This window comes from Kitasatospora sp. NPDC006697, from assembly GCF_042869935.1.
Taxonomy (GTDB): domain Bacteria; phylum Actinomycetota; class Actinomycetes; order Streptomycetales; family Streptomycetaceae; genus Kitasatospora.
Map to the genome: position 1 here is coordinate 101,825 of NZ_JBIAGU010000012.1, position 23,071 is coordinate 124,895.

Below are 23,071 nucleotides of genomic sequence, written 5' to 3' on the forward strand. Positions count from 1 at the left end.
AGGATGCCGGCCACCTGCCCGATCACCACCACCACCGCGCCGCGCCGGTCCAGTTCGGCGAGCAGCGGCACCGGGTCGTAGCCGATCGCGCCGTCGGTGGCGATGGTGCCCTGCTGCTCGTCGGCATCGTCGTGGCTCAGCCCGGTGGCCGCACGGCCGCGCACCAGCTCGGCCGTGCGGTCCACGGCGCTGCGCAGTCGGTCGAGCGGGGTGGCGGGGCTCGGCGCCATACGGACCTCCGGTACGAGGGGACTTCGGGTTGCCGCGAGTCGATCATGCGGCGTGCGCGGGTGTCCAGTGCGTATCCGGAGGAGGCCGGACGCACCGGCGCCGCCCTCCCCTGGCGGGGGAGGGCGGCGCCGGTGCTGCCGATGGTGCGTTCAGTGCGTCAGTGCGCCATCACCGGGATGTCGGCGACCTCGCCGTCCGCGCCCGCGGGGGCGTGGTTCGCCTGGCCGCCGCCGTTCAGCAGGGCGAAGGCGATGACCGCGGCCGTGATCAGGAAGCCGAAGGACCACCAGATCGCGTGCGAGAAGCCGTGCACCTGGGCCTGCAGCAGGGTCAGCTGCGCCTGCGGCGAGTGCAGCTGGGCCGCGTGCGAGGTGAGGAAGGACTTGGTCGCCGCGGTCGCCACGGTGCTCAGCGCCGCGGTGCCGATCGCGCCGCCGACCTGCTGCGAGGTGTTGACCATCGCGGAGGCCACACCGGCGTCGGTCGGGCGGACCCGGAAGGTCGCCAGGCTCATAGCCGGCATGAACGCGGTACCCATGCCGAGGCCCATCAGGACCAGGCCGGGCAGGATCAGCCAGTAGGAGGAGTCCACCTTGATCTGGCTCAGGATCGCCATGCCGCCCGAGGCGACCAGGAAGCCGGGGCCCATCAGGAAGCGGGCCGGGACCCGGTTCATCAGGCGGGCGCCGATCTGGGTCGAGCCGGTGATCATGCCGACCACCATCGGCAGGAAGGCGACACCGGTCATGACCGGGCTGTAGTCCAGCACCTTCTGCATGTAGTAGGTGAGGAAGAGGAACAGGCCGAACATGCCGATCACGGCCAGGCCCAGCGCCAGGTAGGAGCCGCCACGGTTGCGGTCGAGCACCACGCGCAGCGGCAGCAGCGGGGAGCTGACCCGGCTCTCGACGATCACGAAGGCGATCAGCAGCACCGCGGCGGCGACGAACAGGGCGACGGTGCGGCTCGCGCCCCAGCTCTGCTCGGAGGCGTTGGTGAAGCCGTAGACCAGGGCGACCAGGCCGCTGGAGACCAGCAGCACGCCGGGGATGTCCAGCGGGTTGCGGTTGCGCGAGCCGAGCGGCTCACGGATCACGTAGACGGCGCCGAGCACGGCGACGATCGCGAACGGCACGTTGATGTAGAAGGTCCAGCGCCAGTTCAGGTACTCGGTGAGCACGCCGCCCAGGATCAGGCCGAGCGCACCGCCACCACCGGCGATGGCGCCGTAGATGCCGAACGCCTTGGCGCGCTCCTTGGCCTCGGTGAAGCTCACGGTGAGCAGCGAGAGCGCGGAGGGCGCGAGCAGGGCACCGAAGACGCCCTGGAGGGCACGGGCGGAGACCAGCATGGTGAAGTTCTGCGACAGACCGCCGATGGCGGAGGCGGCGGCGAAGCCGACCAGGCCGACGATGAAGGTGCGCCGGCGGCCCCACATGTCGGAGACCCGGCCGCCGAACAGCAGCAGACCGCCGAAGGCCAGCGCGTAGGCGGTGATCACCCACGAGCGGTTGGTGTCGGAGAAGGCGAGGTCGTGCTGCGCGGAGGGCAGCGCGATGTTCACGATGGTGGCGTCGAGCACCACCATCAGCTGGGCGAGCCCGATGAACGCGAGCGCCTTCCAGCGGTTGGGGTCGGCCTGGGGCACGACGGATTCTGACATGGGTGTACTCACCTAACGGCAGGAATTGGTGCGAATCGATCAGGCGCGGTCAGGATGCGCCCAGTAGTGCTTGGTGCCAGGTCCGGGCCGGCCCCTGGAGGGGGCCGTGGGGTTCCCGGGAGAGGTCAGCGGTGCCGCCGCAGTTCTTCCAGCAGGATCGGGCGGCCGGGCAGGACCGAGGGCGCGGGGGCCCGCAGTCCGTCCAGGAAGAGTTGGAGGTGGCGGTGGACGGTGACGGAGTGGTCCAGCGCCACGCAGTCGGCGCCGGGCATCGGGCGGGAGAGCCGCCCCAGCGCGACGAACAGGTCGCCCGGCCCCACGTCGGGCCGGAGCGTACCGGCCTCCCGGGCCCGGGCCATCAGCAGGCCGGTGAGCTCGTCGGTGTCGCCCTTGATCGCGAAGTACTCGGCTTCGGACTCGGGCGTGACGTGCTCGGACAGCATGGTGCACAGGGCACCGATCTTCTGGTCCGCGGCGTCGTGCACGAAGGCGCACAGCTCCGCGAAGGCATCGCCCTCGGAGGCGACCGCCTCGCGGGCCCGGTCCCGGATGCGCTCCATGATGGAGAGCGCGACCTGGTGGATCAGGGCGTTGCGGTCGGGGAAGTTCCGGTAGAGCGTGGCGTTGCCGACGCCGGCCCGGCGGGCGATCTCGTCCAGGGCCACATCGGCGCCCTCGTCGGCGAACAGCTCCCCGGCGGCGGCGAGGATGCGCTCCCGGTTGCGGATCGCATCGGCCCGCAGCCTGGGCGCGGCGGCGCAGACCTGCGCACCCGCGCTCTCGGCACCCTCGGCCGGGGTGGAACCGGGTGCGGCGGAACGCAGGGGCGTCGTTGCAGCGAGCGTGTCCATGACCGCACTCCTCTCCTCAGGGGCCCCGGGTGATCCGGGGAGTCTTCCCCCACTTCCTTCGACTGTACGGCAAACGGGGAGAGGGTCCCCACATATTTCCGCTCCGGCGGATTTCTCCTCGATGTGAGCCGCCTCACCCTCGGTCAGCCCGCTCACCCCGGCTGCCCCGTTCCCCCTCGGTTCCCACCCGGTTCCCGTCCGGTTCTCACCCGGTTGCCCGGGCCGGGCAGCGGGAATCCACCTCATACGACCGGACGCCCGGGCGACCGCGCGTGACCGGTCGCAGACTGGGAGCGAGCAGGTTCCCACCCCGCACCCGTCTGGTCACCGCCGCTGCAGCAGAGGACGTGATGCAGTTGAACGTCGCACGACCGTCGAGTTCCGCGCCCAGCTCCCCCGCCCAGGCACCACCGACCGTGACCCCGCTGACCGAGTCCACCGCCGAGGCCTACGTGGCCTCCACCTGTTTCAAGATCGGCCCGCCCGGACAGGTCGGGGTCGAGCTGGAATGGCTCGTCCACGACACCGCGCGGCCGGGCCTGGCGCCCGACCCCCGGCGGATCACGGCGGCGCTGGCCGCCCTCGCCCCGCCCCCCGCAGGTCCGGAGCACAACACTCCGGAACCCCCCGTGCTCCCGGCCGGCTCCCGGATCACCCGCGAGCCCGGCGGCCAGGTCGAGCTCAGCTCCCCGGCCGCCGACGGACTGGCCGACTGCGTGCGCACCACCGGCCGGGACCTCGCCGCCCTCCGCACCGCCTTCGCCGACCAGGGCCTGAGCCTGGCCGGCTACGGCGTCGACCCGCACCCGAGGGTCCGTCAGGTGACCCTGCGCCAGCCCCGCTACCTGGCGATGGCCGGCTTCTTCGACCGGGCCGGGCCGTGGGGCCGGATCATGATGTGCGTCACCGCCTCCGCCCAGGTCTGCGTGGACGCCGGCACCGACACCCCGGGCAGCGGCGGCTTCCGGCAGCGCTGGGACCTGGCCCACCGGCTCGGCCCGGTGCTGGTCGCCGCCTTCGCCAACTCCCCGCTGCTGGACGGGCGGCCGACCGGCTACCGGTCCACCCGGCAGGCCGTATGGTCCCGGATGGACCGCACCCGCACCCGGGCGCCCAGCGGCGCCGACCCGTGCGCGGCCTGGGCCCGCTACGTGCTGGACGCCCAGGTGCTCTGCGTGCGCCGGCCCGCCGGGCTGCCCTGGGACGCGCCCGCCGGGCTGACCTTCCGCGACTGGCTGCGCCGCCCGGAGGCGGACCGGCCCACCCTGGCCGACCTGGACTACCACACCACCACGCTCTTCCCGCCGGTCCGCCCGCGCGGCTACCTGGAGCTGCGGATGATCGACGCCCAGCCGGGCGACGGCTGGATCGTGCCGGCCGCGCTGACCGCCGCGCTCTTCGGCGACCCGCGGGCCACCGATGCCGCGCTGGCCGCGCTGGAGCCGCTGAGCGCGGCGCTGGCCGCGCCCGGCCCGCTCGGGCCCGCCTGGACCAGGGCGGCCACCCGCGGCATGGCCGACCCGGTGCTGCGCCGGGCCGCGCTGGGCTGCTTCGCCGCGGCCGAGGGGGCGCTGGCCAGGGCGGGGGTGGACAGCGCGATCCGCGCCGACCTCTCCGACTTCGCCGAGCGCTACCCCGCCCGCGGCCGATGTCCGGCCGACGACCTGCTGCCGCCCCCGGCCCGAGAGGACGCACCGTGCTGAACCCCGAACCCGGCGGACCCGACGCACACGGCGGGCCCGGCGACCTCGGCGAGCTCGGCGAGCTCGGCGACGAGGCGCTGCGCGAGGCGATCGCCGAGCAGCTGCTCACCGCCCGGGCCCGCACCGCGCTGCTCACCGACGCGGTGGACGACGCCGACCTGACCGCCCAGCACTCCCGCCTGATGTCCCCGCTGGTCTGGGACCTGGCGCACATCGGCAACCAGGAGGAGCTCTGGCTGCTGCGCAACGTGGGCGGCCAGGACCCGATGCACCCCGAGATCGACCCGCTCTACGACGCCTTCCAGCACCCGCGCGCCGACCGGCCCGCGCTGCCGCTGCTGCCGCCCGCCGAGGCCCGCCGGTACACGGCCGAGGTGCGCGGCCGGGTGCTGGACCTGCTGGACGGCGCGGAGCTGTCCGGGCCGCCGCTGCTGCGGGCCGGCTTCGCCTTCGGCATGATCGCCCAGCACGAACAGCAGCACGACGAGACCATGCTGATCACCCATCAGCTCCGTTCCGGCGGAGCCGTGTTGACGGCGCCGGCGCCCGCCCCCGCGCCCGGCGACCGACTTCCGCCCGAAGTCGTGGTGCCCGCCGGGCCGTTCACCATGGGCACCGACACCGAGCCCTGGGCGCTGGACAACGAGCGCCCGGCCCACCTGGTGGAGCTGCCCGCCTTCGCCATCGACACCGTCCCGGTGAGCAACGCCGCCTACCAGGCCTTCATCGACGACGGCGGCTACCGGCGGCCGGACTGCTGGAGCACCGAGGGCTGGGCGCACCGGCAGGAGGCCGGCCTCACCGCGCCGCTGCACTGGTTCGAGCAGGACGGCCAGTGGCTGCGGCGCCGGTTCGGCCGGGTCGAGCCGGTGCCGCCCGAGGAGCCGGTGCTGCACGTCACCTGGTACGAGGCCGAGGCCTACGCCCGGTGGGCCGGGCGCCGGCTGCCCACCGAGGCGGAGTGGGAGAAGGCGGCCCGGCACGACCCGGCCACCGGCCGCTCCCGCCGCTTCCCCTGGGGCGACGGGCCGCCCGGCCCCGAGCACGCCAACCTGGGCCAGCGCCACCTCCAGCCGGCCCCGGTCGGCAGCTACCCGGCGGGCGCTGCGCCGTGCGGGGCACGGCAGTTGATCGGCGACGTCTGGGAGTGGACGGCCAGCGACTTCGGTCCCTACCCGGGCTTCCGGGCCTGGCCGTACCGGGAGTACTCGGAGGTGTTCTTCGCGCCCCCGGGCCGGCCGGCCGAGTACAAGGTGCTGCGCGGCGGCAGCTTCGCGGTCGCGCCGGTGGCCTGCCGGGGCACCTTCCGCAACTGGGACTACCCGGTGCGGCGGCAGATCTTCGCCGGCTTCCGGACCGCCCGCGACCTGCCGGCGGAGGCCTGATGTGCCGTCACCTGGCCTACCTCGGAACGCCGTTGAGCCCGGCCGAGGTGCTGCTGGAGCCACCGTACGGGCTGCACCGGCAGTCCTGGTCGCCCCGGCTGCAGCGGTTCGGCACGGTCAACGCGGACGGCTTCGGCCTGGGCTGGTACGCCGAGGGCGATCCGCTGCCGGCCCGCTACCGCCGGGCCGGGCCGATCTGGGCCGACGAGAACTTCTCCGACCTGGCCCGGGTGGTCCGCACCCGGGCCTTGCTGGCCGCGGTCCGCTCGGCCACCGCCGGCACCGCCGCCGAGCAGAGCGCCGCCGCGCCCTACACCGGTGACGGCTGGCTGTTCAGCCACAACGGCGCGCTGGCCGGCTGGCCGGCCGGACTCTCCGCGCTGGCCGGGCTGCTCGACCCCGCCGAGCTGCTGGCGCTGGAGGCGCGCTGCGACTCGGCACTGGTCTGGGCCCTGCTGCGGCGCCGGCTGCGGGCCGGCCGACCGGTGGCGGAGGCGCTGGCCGAGACCGTGGCCGAGGTGGCCGGGCACACCGAGGCCCGGCTCAACCTGCTGGTCACCGACGGCCGGGTGATCGCCGCCACCACCTGGGGCGACACCCTCTTCCACCGCCTGGAGCCGGGCCGGGCCGTGCTGGTCGCCTCCGAGCCGGGCGACGACGGACCGGGCTGGACCCCGGTGCCCGACCGCTCCGTGCTGCTCGCCACCCCCGAGGCGGTGGCGGTCCGTCCACTGGACCCCGCCGTGAGCCGAAAGGAATCCCACCACCGATGAGCACCTTCGAGCTGACCCGACTGCTGCCGCCGGACCACTTCGCCCGGGCGCTGCGCGAGGACGTCCGGCGCGGGCTGACCTCCGCGCAGAAGTGGCTGCCGCCGAAGTGGTTCTACGACAAGCGGGGCAGCGAACTGTTCGAGGACATCACCCGGCTGCCCGAGTACTACCCGACCCGGGCCGAGCGGGCCATCCTGACCGCCCGGGCCGACGAGATCGCGGCCGTCACCCGGGCCCGGACCCTGGTCGAGCTGGGCTCCGGCTCCTCGGAGAAGACCCGGCTGCTGCTGGACGCGCTGGGCGCGCTCGGCACCCTGGAGGCCTACGTGCCGGTGGACGTCAGCGAGAGCGCGCTGCGCGAGGCCGGGCAGCGGCTGGCCCGGGACTACCCGGGGCTGACGGTGCACGGCGTGCTCAACGACTTCACGGCCGGCCTGGGCCTGCCGGGCGAGGTCCGGGCGCCCCGGCTGGTCGCCTTCCTCGGCGGCACCCTGGGCAACCTGGCGCCGGCCGAGCGGGCCGTCTTCCTCTCCGCGCTGCGGGCCGAACTGGCGCCCGGGGACGCGCTGCTGCTCGGCACCGACCTGGTGAAGGACCCGCGGGTGCTGGTCGCCGCCTACGACGACGCGGCGGGCGTCACCGCCGAGTTCGACAAGAACCTGCTCTACGTGCTGAACCGGGAGCTGGACGCGGGCTTCGACCCGGAGGGCTTCCGGCACGTGGCCCTCTGGAACACCGAGCGGGAGTGGATCGAGATGCGGCTGCGCGCCACCCGGCCGCAGCGGGTGGCGATCCCCGGGGTCGACCTGGTGGTGGACTTCGCCGAGGGCGAGGAGCTGCGCACCGAGATCTCGGCGAAGTTCCGGCAGTCCGGGGTGGCGGCCGAGCTGGCGGCGGCCGGGTTCGCGCTGCGGCACTGGTGGACCGATCCGGAGGGCCGGTTCGGGCTCTCGCTGGCGGAGCCGGTGGGCTGAGGCGCGGTCAGGCAGGCCGGGGCCCGCGCGGGCCCCGGCCTTTCCGTGTGCGCCGGCTCTTGATGAAGCACTGAATCACTGCTTCACTTCTTGCCGTGGCCTATCGGAAGACCCCCGCCGTCCAAGCCCGGCTCGACGCCCAGCGCGCCGCCGTGCTCGCCGCCGCGACCGAACTGCTGGCCGAACGCGGCTACGCCGCCTGCTCGGTGGCCGCCGTCGCCGAGCGGGCCGGGATCGCCACCGGCAGCGTCTATCGGTCCTTTCCCAGCAAGGCCGAGCTGGTCGCCGAGCTGTTCCGCAGCGTGGTGAGCCGGGAGGTGGCCGCCGTGCGGGCGGCCGCGGCCTACGGCGGCGACCTGCACGCCCAGGTGGCCTCGGTGATCGGCACCTTCGCCGGCCGGGCGCTGGGCACACCCCGGCTGGCCTACGCGCTGCTGGCCGAGCCGGTGGACCCGGAGGTGGAGGCCGAGCGCCTGGTCTTCCGCCGGGCCTTCCGGGACGTGATCGCGGCCGCCGTGGCCGAGGGCGTGGCGGCCGGTCGACTGCCCGGCCAGGACCCGGAGCTGACCGCGGCGCTGCTGGTCGGCGGGGTCGGCGAGGCGCTGGTCGGACCGCTGGCCGACGGCCGTGCGCCGGACGACCTGGTGCCCGCGCTGATCGCCTTCTCGCTGCGCGCCCTCGGCTTCCCCACCGGCGCCACACCCTCCTCCCCCACCGGAGCCGCCCCGTGACCACCCTGACCGACCCCGCCGCGGAGCCCGTCGACCCCGCCGACCCCGCCGCCGAACGCGAGCGGACCGCCGAGCGACTGCTGCGCGCCTCCGCCAAGCACTCCTTCGACCCGCTGACCGAGATCGACTGGTCGGCCCCGATCGACCCCGACCACTTCGCCCTGCCGCCGCACCGGGTCGCCCTCTACGGCACCCCGCTCTGGGACGGCCTGACGGAGCGCCGGCGGGCGCAGCTGAGCACCAACCAGTTCGCCAGCACCACCTCGGCCGGCATCTGGTTCGAGGTGCTGCTGATGGCCGGCCTGATCCGGCTGGTCTACGACGAGGACCTGACCACCCGGCACGCCCAGTACGCGCTCACCGAGGTGGCCGACGAGTGCCGGCACTCCACCATGTTCGCCCGCTACATCACCGCCACCGGCTACCCCTCCGCCCGGCCGTCCCGGCGGGCCCAGCGGCGCGGCCGGATCCACCTGATCGTCGGCGGCACGGCGCTGACCCTGGCCGGCGCGGTCTTCGTGGAGGAGTTCACCGACGCGATGCAGCGCGAGATGATCCGCGACGAGTCGCTGCAGCCGCTGGCCCGCTCGGTGGCCCGCATCCACGTGATCGAGGAGGCCCGGCACATCGGCTACGCCAAGCCCGAACTGGCCCGCCGCTGGGCCCGGATGAGCGCCCCGCGCAAGGCGCTGTTCCGCCGGGTGCTGGCGGTGCTGGCCGCCGAGGCGGTGCGCGAGTGCGTCAACCCGCGGGTGTACGGCCTGGTCGGGCTGGACCCGCAGCAGGCGCACCGGGCGGCCCAGGCCAATCCGCACTGGCAGGCGGCCAAGGCGGACTGGTCCCGCAAGGCGGTCGAGTTCTTCACCGAGCTCGGCATCATCGACCGCTCCACCGCCCCGCTCTGGCGCCGGGCCCACCTGATGCGCTGACCAGGGAGTAGGTGCTCCCTAAGGAGCCGGCTCCAGCGCCGGCGGCTCGGGGGCCGCGGTGTTCAGCCGGGCCAGGCCGGAGCGGGTGGCGACCACCACCACCCGGTCGCCCGGCACGAACCGGCGGCTGCGGTCGGCGAAGCCCCACTGGTAGGTGGTCGAGGACCGGCCCAGCCGGACCGCGATCACCCGCACCCCGCCGCCGGACTCGATGTCGTTGCGATTGGTCCCGACCAGCGGGCTGCCCTCCTCGGCCGTCAGCTCGGCGACCATCAGCACGTGCCGGAAGACCGAGAGGGTGCCCAGCACCTCACGGCCCATCAGCGCGGCCGCGAAGGCGGGCGCGGAGAGATAGGAGACCGAGCGGGAGGCCACGTTGCCGAGCGTGGCGTAGACGTGGTGGGCGAAGTCGTCGTCGAAGAGCCGTATCACGCTGCGGACGTCGGCCTGCTGCACCCGGGCCTCCAGCACCGCCTCCAGGTTGACCGCGTCGTCGTTGGTCACCGCGACCACCGCGCGGGCGTACTTGGCCCGGGCCGAGCGCAGCTGGTCGGCCAGCAGGCCCTCGCCGACCACCACCGGCACGCCCAGCGGCCGCATCGCCGCCACCCCTCGGGCCAGCGGGTCGCGCTCGATACCGGCCACCGGCACGCCCAGCTCCAGCAGCTGCTGGACCACCCGGGTGCCGATGTTGCCCAGGCCGACCACGATCACGTGCCCGCGCAGCCCGGCGCTCGGGCCGCGCGGCAGGCCGCGCCGCCCGGAGGCGAGCACGTCCACCACGATCGCGGTGAGCACCGGCAGCAGGGCGATCCCGCTGAAGGTGATCACCACCTGGGCGACCCGCTGCCAGAGCCCGCCGGTGCCCTGGTCCTTCGGCGTGTCCGGCTGCGCGGAGCCGGCCGCGTCCAGCGCCGCCGTGTAGGCGGTCCAGCCGACGCTGTGGTTGAAGTGCCAGAGCACCACGGCCGAGCCGAAGATCGCGCAGAAGGCGGTGATCAGCACCAGCCGGATCCGGGCGCTGGTGAAGAACCGCAGGGTGTCCAGGAACCGGTAGCGCAGCCGGGAGAGCAGCGGGACCTTGACCGGCGGCTCGGAGGGCAGGGTCTGCAGCACCGCGACGCCCTCGGGCTCCTCGGCCGGCGCCTCCTGCGCGGACGGCCCGCCCTGCCGCGGCACCACCAGTGGGCCGCCGTCGCCGAACTGGTAGGCCAGGTCGATGAACGGGCGGGCGGGCGACGGGGTGTCGGGCAGCAGCCGGATCCGGTCCAGGGCCAGCCGGTCGATCCGGTCGGCGGCCACCCCGAGGTTCCCGGCGTGCTGGTCGGGGTCGAGCGCCACGTAGATGTAGCGGTCGCCGACCCGCACCGAGTTGGGGCGGCTGAGCGCGCTGTTGGCGAAGGCCGGGGCGGCGGTGGCGGAGCCGGAGAGCGCCGCGCAGTTGCGCAGCAGTGACTGGATCTGGTCGCCGAGCCGCTGGTTGAACATCCGCAGCACGATCCGGATCTCGGGGTTCATCCCCTGCGCGGCCAGCGCGGCGTGGATGTTGGACTGGTCGTCGCCCTCGACCAGGGCGATGCCCCGGGCGGTCGCGGTGCCGGCCGCGGCCAGCGCCTCCTGGGTGACGCCCGGGAACTCCAGCACCGCGGCGACCTGCGCCAACTGCTCGATCCGCGGCGCGTGGTCCTTGGTCCGGTCCGGCACCAGGGCGACCACCGGCACGTCGTAGTGCTCGGTGAGCTCCAGGATCAGCCGGTGGGCCAGGGAGTTGGCACCGCAGACCACGTAGTGGTCGGCGAAGGCCGGCTCCCCGGGTCCGTCCTCCCCGGAGCCGGCGCGGGCGGGTCCCTGGGCGGCCTCTGTCATGGTCGGGATGGTAATGCCTTGGGCAAGCCCACGCCGAGCGCAAGGTTTCGGCCAGGCAAATGATGAACGGATCATCAGATCACAGAGTGAGATGGTTCTCTGACAACCCGTCGTCAATGTGGTTGGATGAGCGCGCCTGAAGCTCCTCGTGCCGGACCGGTTTCCACCGGTCGGCGAACCGAACGTCCGTGCAAGGAACTTGATGTCACAGATACCCCAGGCCGTGACCTGGTGCCTGGGCGGCGTGCTGCTGGTGGCCCTGGTGCTGCTGGCCCGGCAGTGGCGGACCACCCGGTCCCAGGCCGCCTCGCTGACCAGGTTGCGGGCCGCCGTCCGCGCCCGGGACGAAGAGGCGCACCGGCTGGCCGCGATCCGGCTGCCCTCGCTGAGCCCCGGCGCCGTCCGGGCCCAGCAGATCGGCGTGGACCCGCTGCTGGCCGGCAGCGACTACGCGCGCAGCCTGCAGTCGGTGGCCGAGCAGTTCGGCAGCGCGGTCGAGCAGGCCGAGGCGCGGGCCGACCAGAACGCCAAGGCCGCCCTGAAGAGCACCATGCGGGCGCTCCAGGGCCTGGCCAACGAACAGCAGGCCGCCATCTCGCAGATGCAGGAGCGGCACGACCAGCCGGCCGTGCTGCGCGACCTGCTGGAGATCGACCACACCAACTCGCAGTTCAACCGCCGGGCGCAGGCGATCGCCGTGCTCTGCGGCTCCTGGCCGGGCCGGCAGCGCTCGGCCTCCTCGCTGAGCGACGTGGTGCGCGGCGCCAAGGGCCGGATCCGCGACTACCGCCGCGTGGAGATCCGCACCCAGCTCGAGCTGGCGGTGATCAGCCGGGCGGTGGAGCCCGTGGTGCTCGCGGTCGCCGAGCTGATGGACAACGCGGCCCGGCACTCGCAGCCCAACACCACGGTCGAGGTGAACCTGCAGCCGGCCCACCACGGCGCCTGCGTGGTGATCGACGACGCCGGGGTCGGCATGGACCCGCGCGAGGTCGAGCTGGCCGGGCAACTGCTCACCGGGCAGCGCTCGGTGGACGTCACCCGGCTCGGCGACCCGCCGCAGTTCGGCTTCGCGGTGATCGGCGTGCTGGCCGCCCGCTACGGGTTCAGCGTCTCGGTGGACACCCGCTCGCCGTACGGCGGGGTGCGGGCCGTGGTCTTCCTGCCGACCGGCCTGCTCACCCAGGTGGCCGAGCCGGCGCCGCTGCCGGCCCAGCAGCCCGCTCCGGAGCCGGCCCAGCGCTCCGCCCCGGCCCCTGCGCCCGCCCCCGTCCACTCCCCCGAACCGCCCGCACCCGCCGCCCGCACCGCCGGCGGCCTGCCCAAGCGCCGCCGCCGCGAGCCCGCCGGCGAGCCGGCCGCCCACGCCGCCAGCGCCCCGGAGGAGTGGGCCAGGGACGCCGAGGCGACCGCCCGCCGGCTGGGCGCCTTCGCCCGCGGCACCCGGGCCGGCCGCGCCGCCGACCCCGACACCGACCACCACCAGGGCTGAGCCGCCCGCGCCCCGCCCTGATCCGACGGACCGTCAGCACGTCCCGCCGCTAGGAGAGAGCACCATGAACGGCCACCCGAACACCGACCTCGGCTGGATGCTCGATGACGTGCTGCTGGTGCCCGAGGCCCGGCACGCCATCCTGCTCTCCGCCGACGGACTGCTGCGCGCCCACTCGGCCGGGATCAGCCGGGACGAGGCCGACCGGCAGGCCGCCGCGCTGGCCGGGGTGCAGTCGATCAGCCGCAGCACCTCCGGCTTCCTCGGCGCCGAGCCCGGCCCGTGGCGGCAGACCCTGATCGAGTTCGCCGGCGGCTACGTCTTCCTGGTCGCCGCCGGGCCGGGCGCCTACCTGGCGGTCTCGGCCGGCGAGTCGGTGGACATGGAGGCGGTCAGCTACCGGATGCAGAAGCTGGTGGACCGGCTGGGCCGGGAGCTGAGCACACCGCGCCGGCAGACGCCGAGCGACCACGACGCGGGGGCCGTGCGGTGAGCCCGCGGCGCCCGGCGCAGGGGCTGGTCCGGCCGTACGTGGTGACCAACGGCCGCTCCGAACCCTCCCGCAACACCTTCGACCTGGTGACCCTGGTGATCGGTGTTCCGGACCGGCCGCTGCAGTGCCTGGGCCCGGAACACCGGCGGCTGGTGCTGCTGGTCCGCGCCGGCGCCCTCTCGGTGGCCGAGATCGCCGCCCACCTGCACCTGCCGGTGAGCATCTGCAAGGTGCTGCTCGGCGACCTGGTCGACAGCGGCCACCTGCTCACCCGGGCACCCGTGCCGCGTGCCCAACTCCCCACGTCCCAGCTGCTCCAGGAGGTACTGGATGGTCTCCGGGCCCGGCTCTGAGGTCAGTTACCTCGGCGCGGAGGTGCAGACCGCGGTCAAGCTGCTGGTCACCGGCCACTTCGCGGTCGGCAAGACCACCTTCGTCGGCACCCTCTCGGAGATCGAGCCGCTGCGCACCGAGGAGCCGATGACCGAGGCCGGCGCCCTGGTGGACGACCTGACCGGGGTGCCGGAGAAGCGGACCACCACGGTGGCCATGGACTTCGGCCGGCTCACCCTCAACCCCTCGCTGGTGCTCTACCTGTTCGGCGCGCCCGGCCAGCAGCGCTTCACCCCGCTCTGGCGGGACATGGCGCTCGGGGCACTCGGCGCCCTGGTGCTCGCCGACACCCGGCGCCTGGAGCACTCCTTCCCGGTGATGGACCTGCTGGAGGAGCACGGCCTCCCGTACGCGGTGGCCGTCAACCGGTTCGACGGCGCACCGGAGTTCGCCGAGGCGGAGCTGCGCGAGGCGCTGGACCTGCTGCCCACCACCCCGCTGGTCAGCTGCGACGCCCGCGATCCGGAGTCGGCCACCCGGGCGCTGATCTCGCTCGTCCAGTACCTGATCGGCCAAGAAGCCCCACTGGAGCACGTGTGAACCAGCCCGCCCCACCGCCCGGCTGCCCCGCCCACCACCGCGGATTCCCGCTGCACGGACCGGAGTTCGCCGCGGACCCGGCCGCGGTCTACGCCCGACTGCGGGCCGCCGAGGGGCCGGTGGCCCGGGTCGAGCTCTACCCGGGCGTGCCCGCCGCGCTGGTGATCGGCTACCACGCGGCCCTGGAGGTCCTGCGCTCCCCGGAGACCTTCGCCAAGGACCCGCGGCGCTGGCGGAGCCTGGCCGACGGCCGGGTGGCGGCGGACAACCCGGCCGCGCCGATGATGGGCTACCGCCCCAACTGCCTGCACACCGACGGCGAGCAGCACACCCGGCTGCGCGGCGCGGTGGCCGACTCGCTGGACCGGGTCGACCTCAACGCGCTGCGGGTGCACGTGGAGCGGACCTGCGACGGGCTGATCGACTCCTTCGCCGGGCTCGGCCAGGCCGACCTGGTCGGCGACTACGCCCGGCCGCTGCCGCTCCTGGTCTTCAACGAACTCTTCGGCTCCCCGGCCAGGTTCGGCGACCGGCTGGTGCGCGGCATGTCCGGCATCTTCGACGGCGTGGACGCCCAGCGGTCCAACCAGGAGCTGACCGACACGGTGCTGGAGCTGGTGGCGCTCAAGCGGGCCGAGCCGGCCGAGGACGTCACCAGCTGGCTGATGGGCCATCAGTCAGCTCTGACCGACGAGGAGATGCTGCACCAGGTGATCCTGCTGATGGGCGGCGGCACCGAGCCGCAGCACAACCTGATCAGCAACACCCTGCGGCTGCTGCTCTCCGACGACCGGTTCGCGGGCAGCCTGTCGGGCGGCAGCCTGCCGGTGGAGGACGCGCTGGACGAGGTGCTCTGGACCGATCCGCCGATGGCCAACTTCGCCGTCCACTTCCCGGTCCGCGACGTGGAGCTGGCCGGCGTGCGGCTGCCCGAGGGCGAGCCGGTGGTGGTCAGCTTCGCCGCCGCCAACACCGATCCGGCGCTGTCCGGCGCGCCGCGCACCCGCAACCGGGCCCACCTGGCCTGGAGCGCCGGACCGCACGCCTGCCCGGCCCAGGGGCCCGCCCGGCTGATCGCCTCGGTCGCCGTCGAGCGGCTGCTGGACCGCCTGCCGGAGGTCGAACTCGCCGTCGATCCGGCCCGGTTGTCCTGGCGGCCCGGCCCGTTCCACCGCTCGCTGGCGGCCCTGCCGGTGCGCTTCCCGCCGGCCACCGTGACCACCCCGATCGCCGTACTGCCGGCGGCCCGACCGGCCGGCTCCGGCCCGGGGCACCGTCCGGCCGCTACCGACCTACTCCCAGGAGGCCCCGCATGGAACCGGACCGCTGCCCCTACCGCCTCGACCCCAGTGGCACCGACATCCACGGTGAGGCCCGACGGGTCCACCAGGACGGGCCGGTGGCCAAGGTGGAGCTCCCCGGCGGCGTGGTTGCGTGGTCGGTAGGCAGCCAGCAGCTGGTCAAGCAGCTGCTCGCCGATCCCCATGTCTCCAAGAGCGCAAGGCAGCACTGGCCGGCCTTCTCCAACGGCGAGCTCCCCGCCGACTGGCCGCTGGCCATCTGGGTCAACGTGACCAGCATGTTCACCGCCTACGGCGCCGACCACCGCCGGCTGCGCCGCCTGGTCGCCGGGGCCTTCACCGCCCGCCGCACCGAGCTGCTGCGCCCGCGGGTCGAGGCGATCGTCGCCGGGCTGCTGGACGCGCTGGCCGCCGCCCCCGCCGGGCAGCCGGTGGACCTGCGGGAGGCCTACGCCTACCCGGTGCCGATCCAGGTGATCAGCGAGCTGTTCGGGGTGCCGGAGCACCTGGGCCAGGGCCTGCGCGAGTGCGTGGACGCGATCTTCGACACCAGCATCACCCCCGAGCAGGCGGTGGCCTCCGGCGAGCGGACCTACGCCATCCTCAGCGAGCTGGTGGCGATCAAGCGGGAGACCCCGGGCGACGACCTGGCCAGCCTGCTGATCGCGGCCCGGGACGAGTCGGAGGACGGCGACGGCAGCGCGCTGACCGAGGCGGAACTGGTCGACACCCTGCTGCTGGTGCTCGGCGCGGGCCACGAGACCACCGTCAACCTGCTGGACAACGCAATCCACCTGCTGCTCACCCACCCCGAGCAGCTGGCCCTGGTCCGCGAGGGCAAGGCGGGCTGGAACGACGTGATCGAGGAGGCGCTGCGGGTCGAGGCCCCGGTGGCCAACCTGCCGCTGCGCTACGCCGTGCAGGACGTGCAGGCGGGCGACGTGCTGATCCGCAAGGGCGAGCCGATCCTCGCCGCCTTCGCCGCGGCCGGCCGCGACCCGCAGGTGCACGGCGAGGACGCCGCCGCGTTCGACCTGCTGCGCGCCGACAAGGACCACCTGTCCTTCGGCCACGGCGCGCACTTCTGCCTGGGCGCCCCGCTGGCCCGGCTGGAGGCGCAGATCGCGCTGCCCGCGCTGTTCGAGCGGTTCCCGGACCTGTCGCTGGTCGAGGGCGCCGACCTGACGCCGGTGGAGTCCTTCATCTCCAACGGCCACCGGCAGCTGCCGGTCCTGCTCGGCCCGGCCGGCTGACGACCCGTCGCCGCCGAGGGGGCCGGGCCCCCTCGGCGGCGGGGTTCAGCGCAGCCCGTGCTCGCGCAGCGGACCGACCGTCAGCCCCTGCTCCGCGCAGCGCTCCAGCACCCGGGGCAGCGCGCCCAGGGTGGACTTCCAGGCCAGCGGCGCCGAGGTGCAGTCCGAGTCGTGCAGCAGCAGGGTGGCGCCGGCCAGCGAGCCCTTGGTGACGGTGCGCAGCACCGACTCGGGCGTGGCCTTGGCGGTCCAGTCCTGGCCCCAGTGGGTCCAGAGCACCGGGCGCAGGCCGTTGCGCCGGGCCGCGTAGAGCGCGGAGGCGTTCAGCACGCCGTACGGCGGGCGGTAGTAGCGCGGCTCCTGGCCGGTGACCGAGCCGATCAGGTCGGTGGCCCGGGTCACGTCCTCGATGGTGGCGCGCGGCCGGCGGATCAGCAGCGGGCGGTGGTGCCAGCCGTGCACGGCGACCTCGTGGCCGGCGTCCACCAGTTCGCGGCCCAGCCAGGGGGCCTTCTGCAGCATCCGGCCGAGCAGGAAGAAGGTGGCCTTGGTGCCGGTCTTCGCCAGCTCCTCGATGAAGAGCGGGGTGGAGGCCGGGTCCGGGCCGTCGTCGAAGGTCAGCGCCACGTGGCCGGGGTCGCCGGGGCCGCTCAGCCGGGGGGCCAGCAGCGGGCGGACGGGGGCCAGCGAGGTGAGCGCGGGGGCGCCGTAGCCGACGGCGAGGGCGCCGGCGGTCAGGGCCAGGGCACGGGTCGGCTTCACGAGGCCACCTCCAGGACGGGAGCGGCGAGCGCGTCGGCGCCGGCCAGCTCGGCTATCACCCGGTCGGCACCGGGCGCGGTGCGCCGCCAGCTGCGGGCCGGCTCGCTCATCGCCTCGGTGAGCTGGGCACCGAGCTTCTTCTCGTCGCGTATCCAGACCGCGAGCCCGGCCTCGTCCAGCGCAGCCGCGTTGGTCACGCCGTGGCCGGGCAGGCAGCGGTAGCTGACCACCGGCACGCCGCTGGCCATCGCCTCCAGCGAGGTGAGCCCGCCGGCGTTCTGCACCACCACGTCGCTGGCCCGGATCAGGGCCGGCATGTCCTCCACCCAGCCGAGCGCCACGCCGGTGCCGGCCGCGGTCAGCCGCTCCCGCAGCACCGCGTTGTGCCCGCAGACGGTGACCGGCACGGCCACGCCGGCGGCGGCTATCTCACGGGCCGTCTGCTCGACCTCGCCGACGCCCCAGGAGCCGGCGGTGATCAGCGCCACCGGCCGGTCGGCGGGCAGGCCGAAGCGCTCGCGCTCACGGGTCACCTCGGCGGCCGAGCGGGCCGGGCGGAAGGCCGGGCCGACCAGCGGCTGGCAGATCTCGATGTCCTTGGCGCCGTGCCGGGCCGCCTGGGCGGCGGCCACCGGGTCGAGCGCCAGGTGCAGGTCGACGCCCTCGGCGACCCAGAGCGGGTGCACCGACATGTCGGTGAGGAAGGTGCTGACCGGCACGTCCAGCTCGCCGCGGCGGCGCAGCCGGCCGAGCACCTGGCTGGCCAGCGGGTAGGTGGAGACCACCGCGTCCGTGCCGCTGCCGACCAGCTTGCGGGTGCGGCGGGCGGCGGCCTTCGCGAAGAGCGAGCCGACCATCCCGGAGGAGGACCGGTTCTTCTCCAGCCCGCCGAGCAGCCAGCCCCAGGCCCAGGGCGCGACCTTGAGCTCCAGCGCGTAGCTGGCGCGCAGCAGCCGGCCGCAGCCGGGCGGCAGCAGATCGAGGAAGTCGTGGGATTCGGCCTCGAAGCCGGCCGCCTTCAGGCGGCGCACCAGCTCCCGGGCGGCACCGTCGTGCCCCGCCCCCACGCTCGCGGACACGACGGTGATCCGGCGCGGCTGACTCGACCGCATCAGGCTCCTTCCAAGGCGGTCACGGCCATCCGCCGGCAGGCGGAGCCGCACCCGCGACTCGCTGCGTCGTACGGATGTACAGGGACCCCCTGGCCGGGCTTCCTGGCCGGACCGTCAGCCGAACAGGCCGGCCCCGAGATCCCTGTCGGGGCCGGCCCGGGTCGTCCGGGCCGGTCAGGCACGTGACGGTAGGGCGCCCAACGGGAGTCCGCGTGGATGGCAGCCGGACACCAGGTGTCCGCCCCCCGACAGCTCAGCCAACAAACGCGCGAAACGTCCCCGTTGCCCCACCTGCCGGTGCCGCTCCGAGCCCTCCGCCGGCGCTCGGACCAACCCCCTCCATCGAACTGTTGGGCCCAGCATGCTGGGCCCAAGCTGAAGCGGAGCTGAAGACAGCTGAAGGGGTCTTCAGCATTCCGGCGGGGGCGCCTGGAATCCTGGTTCGCATGCGGGTACTGGTGGTGGAGGACGAGCGGCGGCTGGCGGCGGCGCTGCAGCGCGGGCTGCAGGCCGAGGGAATGACGGTGGACCTGGCGCACGACGGTCCGCAGGGGCTGTGGCTGGCGGGCGAGCACGACTACGACGTGATCGTGCTGGACATCATGCTGCCCGGGGTCAACGGGTACCGGGTCTGCGCCCGGCTGCGGGCGGCCGGAAACGAGGCCGGCATCCTGATGCTCACCGCCAAGGACGGCGAGTACGACGAGGCCGAGGCACTGGACACCGGGGCCGACGACTTCCTCTCCAAGCCGTTCTCCTTCGTCGTGCTGGTCGCCCGGCTGCGCGCGCTGGCCCGCCGCACCGGCCGCCGCCGCCCGCAGAACCTGCAGTTCGGCGACCTGCTGCTGGACCCGGCCCGGCACACCTGCACCCGCGGCGGCACCCCGATCCGGCTGACCGCCCGGGAGTTCGCGGTGCTGGAGTACCTGGCCCGGCGGGCCGGCGAGGTGGTGCCCAAGCGGGAGATCCTGGAGCAGGTGTGGGACAGCGCCTTCGAGGGCGACCCCAATGTGGTGGAGGTGCACATCAGCGCCGTCCGCCGCAAGATCGACGCGCCGTTCGGGCGCAGCGCGCTGGAGACGGTGCGCGGGGCCGGCTACCGGCTGGCGGCCGACGGTGGCTGACCGGCCGCCGCGCGAGCTGGCGGGCGACGGCCGCTCGGCCCGGCGCGGCCTGGCCCGGCTGCGCCCGCTCACCGTGCGGGCCAGGGCCACCCTGGGCGCCAGCGCCGTGGTGGCGATCGCGCTGGCCGTCGCCTCGCTCTCGCTGCTCGGCCTGCTGGACGCCAACCTGCTGCACAACGCCGAGGCGGACGCCGACGCGCAGGCCGCCGCGGTGGCCCAGGCCGCGGTGGCGGGCAAGCTGGACCCGCTGCTGCCGCCGACCCACGGCGCCGACTTCATCCAGGTGGTGAGCGCCGGCGGCAAGGTGCTGACCTCCAGCCAGAACCTGACCGGCCGTCCGCCGATCGTCGCGCAGCGGCCCTCGGTACCCGGCACCATCCGCTCCACCTGGGACGTCGGGCCGCTCGGCGACGAGCACCGCCAGCGGGTCGTCCAGGTCACCACCGAGACCGAGAACGGCCTGGTCACGGTGTACGCGGGCACCTCGCTGCGGGACGCGGACGCGGCCGACAACACCACCTCGGCCGCGCTGCTGGTCGGCGTGCCGCTGCTGCTGCTGACCGTGGCCGGCGTCACCTGGTGGGTCACCGGGCGGGCGCTGCGGCCGGTGGAGGCGATCCGGGCCGAGGTGGCCGAGATCAGCGACCGGGACCTGCACCGCCGGGTGCCGGTGCCGGCCACCCATGACGAGATCGCCCGGCTCGCCGTCACCATGAACGCCACCCTGGACCGGCTGGAGTCCTCCGGCCGGCGCCAGCGGCAGTTCATCGCGGACGCCTCGCACGAGCTGCGCAGCCCGATCACCGTGCTGCGCACCCAGCTGGAGGTGGCCCTGGCGGTGCCCGACCCGACCGGGTGGCCGGAGCTGATCAGCGGCGCCCTGGAGGACACCGACCGGCTCCAGCAGCTGGCCGCCGACCTGCTGCTGCTGGCCCGGATCGACGCCGCCGAGCCGGTCTCCACCGAGCCGCTGGACCTGACCGAGCTGGTCCGCGAGGCGGTCGGCAAGCGGCGCGGCGACCGGGTGCCGGTCCGCGCCGAGCTGGCCCCCGGGGTCCGGGTCAGCGGCAGCAGCCTCTGGCTCACCCGGGTGGTGACCAACCTGCTGGACAACGCCCAGCGGTTCGCCGAGCACTCGGTGGCGGTCCGGCTGGCCGGTGCGGACGGCCAGGCGGTGCTGGCGGTGACGGACGACGGCCCGGGCATCCCGCCGGCCGACCGGGAACGGATCTTCGAGCGCTTCACCCGGCTGGATGACGCCCGCAGCCGCGACCACGGCGGCGCCGGCCTGGGCCTGGCCATCGCCCGCGATCTGGCCCTGCACCACCACGGCACGCTGACCGCCGAGGACTCCCCGCGCGGCGCCCGCCTGGTCCTGCGCCTGCCGCTCAGCCCGCCGCCGGAGGAGGAGGACTGAACAGCCGAACCGGTCCTGGCCGCTCGGCTAGGGTCGGGCGGGCGGTTGCGCCCGTCGGGTTCGGTTGTCCGGTTTCCGTTATCCGGAGGTCCGCCGCGGGTCTCCTGTGACGGACAGGGCGACCGGCTGGAGAAGGTGGGCACGGGTGGAGACGGACAGGTACCGCGAGCTGGCGGACCGGGCGCGGGCGGGCGACCCGACGGCCCGCCAGGAACTGCTGGGCGACCACCTGCCGCTGGTCTACAACATCGTCGGCCGCGCGCTGGACGGCCACCACGACACCGACGACGTGGTGCAGGAGACCATGCTGCGCGCGGTGGACGGCCTGCCGGCGCTGCGCGAGCCGGGCTCCTTCCGCAGCTGGCTGGTGGCGATCGCGATGAACCAGGTGCGCCGCCGCCACCAGCACCGCCAGGCCGGCCAGCCGGACGCCCTGGACGAGCTGGACCAGGTCGCCGACCCGGCGGGTGACTTCGCCGAGCTGACCATCGTCCGGCTCGGCCTCTCCGGCCAGCGCCGCGAGGTGGCCGAGGCCACCCGCTGGCTGGACGGTCCCGACCGGGAGGTGCTGGCGCTCTGGTGGCAGGAGGCCGCCGGCCGGCTGACCCGGGCCGAGCTGGCCGCCGCCCTGGAGCTGACGCCGCAGCATGCGGCCGTCCGGGTGCAGCGCGCCAAGGAGCGGCTGGAGGCGGCCCGCGCCGTGCACCGCGCGCTGGCCGCCCGGCCCGGCTGCCCGGAGCTGGCCGGGCTGACGGCCGGTTGGGACGGCGTGCCCGCCGCGCTCTGGCGCAAGCGGATCAGCCGGCACCTGCGGGACTGCGCCCGCTGCCAGGAGCCGGCCCGCGGGCTGGTGCCCGCCGAGGGGCTGCTGGCCGGGCTGGCGCTGCTGCCGCTGCCCCGCCACCTGGCGCTGCCGAACCTGCCCGGGATGCAGCCGGCCGCTGCCACCGTGGTCAGCCCCGCCCGGCACCGGGCCGGCGGCCACCGGGGCCGGCCCAAGATCCGCCCGCGGCGCTGGGCGGTGGCGGCCGTGGGCGTGCTGGTGGTGGCCACGGGCGCCGCACTGCTCCAGGAGGGGCACGGCCCGGGCCACCCGGCCGGGCTGGCCGACCCGCCGGCCGCCGACTCCCCGTCAGCCGCCGCCTCCTCGGCCGCGCCGTCCACCCCGCCGACCACCCAGGTCGACGCGGCCTCGCAGACCCCGCCCTCCCCCACCGCCGCCCCGTCGGCGGGTGCCTCGGCCACCGAGGCGTCGGCCTCCCGGCGCAGCGACGTCTCCGGCGCCCAGGCCGACTACGTGCGCCAGGTGCTCGAGCTGGTCAACGTCCAGCGCTCGCAGCACGGCTGCGGCCCGCTCACCGCCAACAGCAAGCTCCAGCTGGCCGCCCAGCGGCAGTCCGACGACATGGCCGCCCGCCAGTTCTTCGACCACACCAACCCGGACGGCCTCGGCCCGCGGCAGCGGATCGAGGCGGCCGGCTACCGCTGGAGCACCTGGGGCGAGAACATCGCCCGGGGCCAGGCCGACCCGGCCTCGGTGATGGACGGCTGGATGAACAGCCCTGGGCACCGGGCGAACATCCTCGACTGCGACTTCCGCGAGATGGGCGTGGGGGTGCACTTCGGCACCGGCGGCCCCTGGTGGACCGAGGACTTCGCCGCCCCGGCCTGACCGCACACCGCGGCCCCGCCCGCGCTGTCGCGGGGGCGGGGCCGTGACCGGGCTCAGTGCGCCGGCAGCTCGTCCGGCCGGGCGGCCGCCGGGTCCGCGTGCCGCTCCTCGTACTGCGCGGCCTCCGCACGGCCCAGCGCCAGGTGCGCCGCGCAGGCGACGACCACCCAGGCGAGGCCGCCGCTGTGGGTGTAGGCGTGGCCGGCGGTGTGCAGCTGCTGCTGGTCGGTGCCGCAGTAGAGGCAGGCGTTGGCGTGCAGCTGCTCGCCGCTGACCATGAGCTGGCGGGCGGGCCCCTCGATCGGGTGGTAGTCGATCGGGATCGGTGGCCGGCCGGCGGTGAGCTGGTGGGAAGTCAGGTCCGAGGTCATCGGGTCCTCTCCGGGGTGAGAACTCCAGGGTCTGG

The 23,071-nt window shown here is 74.8% G+C and carries 21 protein-coding genes; 15 read left to right on the forward strand and 6 right to left on the reverse strand.

All coding sequences use genetic code 11. The features are described 5' to 3' along the window. Positions 1 to 388: 388 nt before the first annotated feature. Positions 389 to 1,894, reverse strand: a complete 1,506-nt coding sequence (locus tag ACFYNO_RS18660) for an MFS transporter (protein WP_388012879.1) — start codon at positions 1,892 to 1,894, stop codon at positions 389 to 391. 125 nt (positions 1,895 to 2,019) lie between these two features. Next, positions 2,020 to 2,745 carry a TetR/AcrR family transcriptional regulator gene (locus ACFYNO_RS18665; protein WP_388012882.1) on the reverse strand — a complete coding sequence of 242 codons (726 nt, stop codon included), beginning with the start codon at positions 2,743 to 2,745 and terminating at the stop codon, positions 2,020 to 2,022. A 350-nt stretch (positions 2,746 to 3,095) separates the two neighbouring features. Between ACFYNO_RS18665 and egtA the strand changes: the two genes are divergently transcribed. The 6 genes from egtA (at position 3,096) to ACFYNO_RS18695 (ending at position 9,240) form a co-directional block, all read left to right on the forward strand. Then, entirely contained in the window at positions 3,096 to 4,448 is a 1,353-nt protein-coding gene (gene egtA, locus ACFYNO_RS18670) for an ergothioneine biosynthesis glutamate--cysteine ligase EgtA (RefSeq protein ID WP_388012885.1), read from the forward strand. Positions 4,449 to 4,525: 77 nt separating this feature from the next. Further along, positions 4,526 to 5,833: an ergothioneine biosynthesis protein EgtB gene (egtB, locus tag ACFYNO_RS18675; protein ID WP_388013328.1), complete on the forward strand. Its 1,308-nt coding sequence runs from the start codon at positions 4,526 to 4,528 to the stop codon at positions 5,831 to 5,833. Beyond that, positions 5,833 to 6,606, forward strand: coding sequence for an ergothioneine biosynthesis protein EgtC (egtC, locus tag ACFYNO_RS18680; RefSeq protein WP_388012888.1), 774 nt, complete (start codon positions 5,833 to 5,835; stop codon positions 6,604 to 6,606). Before egtB ends, egtC begins: the two co-directional genes overlap by 1 nt. Then, positions 6,603 to 7,580: an L-histidine N(alpha)-methyltransferase gene (gene egtD, locus ACFYNO_RS18685; protein WP_388012891.1), complete on the forward strand. Its 978-nt coding sequence runs from the start codon at positions 6,603 to 6,605 to the stop codon at positions 7,578 to 7,580. Before egtC ends, egtD begins: the two co-directional genes overlap by 4 nt. A gap of 95 nt (positions 7,581 to 7,675) precedes the next feature. Then, positions 7,676 to 8,311: a TetR/AcrR family transcriptional regulator gene (locus ACFYNO_RS18690; RefSeq protein WP_388012894.1), complete on the forward strand. Its 636-nt coding sequence runs from the start codon at positions 7,676 to 7,678 to the stop codon at positions 8,309 to 8,311. Continuing rightward, positions 8,308 to 9,240, forward strand: coding sequence for a diiron oxygenase (locus ACFYNO_RS18695; protein ID WP_388012897.1), 933 nt, complete (start codon positions 8,308 to 8,310; stop codon positions 9,238 to 9,240). The genes ACFYNO_RS18690 and ACFYNO_RS18695 overlap by 4 nt, the downstream gene beginning before the upstream one ends. An 18-nt stretch (positions 9,241 to 9,258) precedes the next feature. On the opposite strand, the gene ACFYNO_RS18700 is transcribed toward ACFYNO_RS18695, so the two are convergent. Then, positions 9,259 to 11,106 (reverse strand): NAD-binding protein, encoded by a 1,848-nt coding sequence (locus tag ACFYNO_RS18700; RefSeq protein ID WP_388012900.1) that lies wholly within the window; start codon positions 11,104 to 11,106, stop codon positions 9,259 to 9,261. 202 nt (positions 11,107 to 11,308) lie between these two features. Here ACFYNO_RS18700 and ACFYNO_RS18705 point away from each other — a divergent pair, with 202 nt between their 5' ends. From ACFYNO_RS18705 to ACFYNO_RS18730, 6 genes are all read left to right on the forward strand, one after another. Next, positions 11,309 to 12,598 carry an ATP-binding protein gene (locus ACFYNO_RS18705; protein WP_388012903.1) on the forward strand — a complete coding sequence of 430 codons (1,290 nt, stop codon included), beginning with the start codon at positions 11,309 to 11,311 and terminating at the stop codon, positions 12,596 to 12,598. 64 nt (positions 12,599 to 12,662) lie between these two features. Then, the gene (locus ACFYNO_RS18710) at positions 12,663 to 13,091 is read left to right on the forward strand and encodes a roadblock/LC7 domain-containing protein (protein WP_388012906.1); all 429 of its coding nucleotides are present in this window, start codon (positions 12,663 to 12,665) and stop codon (positions 13,089 to 13,091) included. Next, on the forward strand, positions 13,088 to 13,444 hold the full coding sequence (locus ACFYNO_RS18715; RefSeq protein WP_388012908.1) for a DUF742 domain-containing protein: 357 nt from the start codon (positions 13,088 to 13,090) through the stop codon (positions 13,442 to 13,444). The genes ACFYNO_RS18710 and ACFYNO_RS18715 overlap by 4 nt, the downstream gene beginning before the upstream one ends. Continuing rightward, complete coding sequence (locus ACFYNO_RS18720; protein WP_388012910.1) at positions 13,422 to 14,024, forward strand: ATP/GTP-binding protein; 603 nt, start codon at positions 13,422 to 13,424, stop codon at positions 14,022 to 14,024. The genes ACFYNO_RS18715 and ACFYNO_RS18720 overlap by 23 nt, the downstream gene beginning before the upstream one ends. Next, complete coding sequence (locus ACFYNO_RS18725; protein WP_388012913.1) at positions 14,021 to 15,469, forward strand: cytochrome P450; 1,449 nt, start codon at positions 14,021 to 14,023, stop codon at positions 15,467 to 15,469. Before ACFYNO_RS18720 ends, ACFYNO_RS18725 begins: the two co-directional genes overlap by 4 nt. Continuing rightward, positions 15,424 to 16,578, forward strand: a complete 1,155-nt coding sequence (locus ACFYNO_RS18730; protein ID WP_388012916.1) for a cytochrome P450 — start codon at positions 15,424 to 15,426, stop codon at positions 16,576 to 16,578. Before ACFYNO_RS18725 ends, ACFYNO_RS18730 begins: the two co-directional genes overlap by 46 nt. Positions 16,579 to 16,623: 45 nt before the next feature. On the opposite strand, the gene ACFYNO_RS18735 is transcribed toward ACFYNO_RS18730, so the two are convergent. Further along, on the reverse strand, positions 16,624 to 17,340 hold the full coding sequence (locus ACFYNO_RS18735) for a polysaccharide deacetylase family protein (RefSeq protein ID WP_388012919.1): 717 nt from the start codon (positions 17,338 to 17,340) through the stop codon (positions 16,624 to 16,626). Further along, positions 17,337 to 18,452: a glycosyltransferase gene (locus tag ACFYNO_RS18740; RefSeq protein ID WP_388012922.1), complete on the reverse strand. Its 1,116-nt coding sequence runs from the start codon at positions 18,450 to 18,452 to the stop codon at positions 17,337 to 17,339. The genes ACFYNO_RS18735 and ACFYNO_RS18740 overlap by 4 nt, the downstream gene beginning before the upstream one ends. A 446-nt stretch (positions 18,453 to 18,898) precedes the next feature. Between ACFYNO_RS18740 and ACFYNO_RS18745 the strand changes: the two genes are divergently transcribed. The 3 genes from ACFYNO_RS18745 (at position 18,899) to ACFYNO_RS18755 (ending at position 22,665) form a co-directional block, all read left to right on the forward strand. Further along, positions 18,899 to 19,576 carry a response regulator transcription factor gene (locus ACFYNO_RS18745; protein ID WP_388012925.1) on the forward strand — a complete coding sequence of 226 codons (678 nt, stop codon included), beginning with the start codon at positions 18,899 to 18,901 and terminating at the stop codon, positions 19,574 to 19,576. A gap of 58 nt (positions 19,577 to 19,634) precedes the next feature. After that, positions 19,635 to 20,993: a sensor histidine kinase gene (locus ACFYNO_RS18750; RefSeq protein WP_388013331.1), complete on the forward strand. Its 1,359-nt coding sequence runs from the start codon at positions 19,635 to 19,637 to the stop codon at positions 20,991 to 20,993. 145 nt (positions 20,994 to 21,138) lie between these two features. Continuing rightward, positions 21,139 to 22,665, forward strand: a complete 1,527-nt coding sequence (locus ACFYNO_RS18755) for a sigma-70 family RNA polymerase sigma factor (RefSeq protein WP_388012928.1) — start codon at positions 21,139 to 21,141, stop codon at positions 22,663 to 22,665. 53 nt (positions 22,666 to 22,718) lie between these two features. On the opposite strand, the gene ACFYNO_RS18760 is transcribed toward ACFYNO_RS18755, so the two are convergent. After that, entirely contained in the window at positions 22,719 to 23,036 is a 318-nt protein-coding gene (locus tag ACFYNO_RS18760; protein ID WP_388012931.1) for a hypothetical protein, read from the reverse strand. Between the last annotated feature and the right edge of the window lie 35 nt (positions 23,037 to 23,071).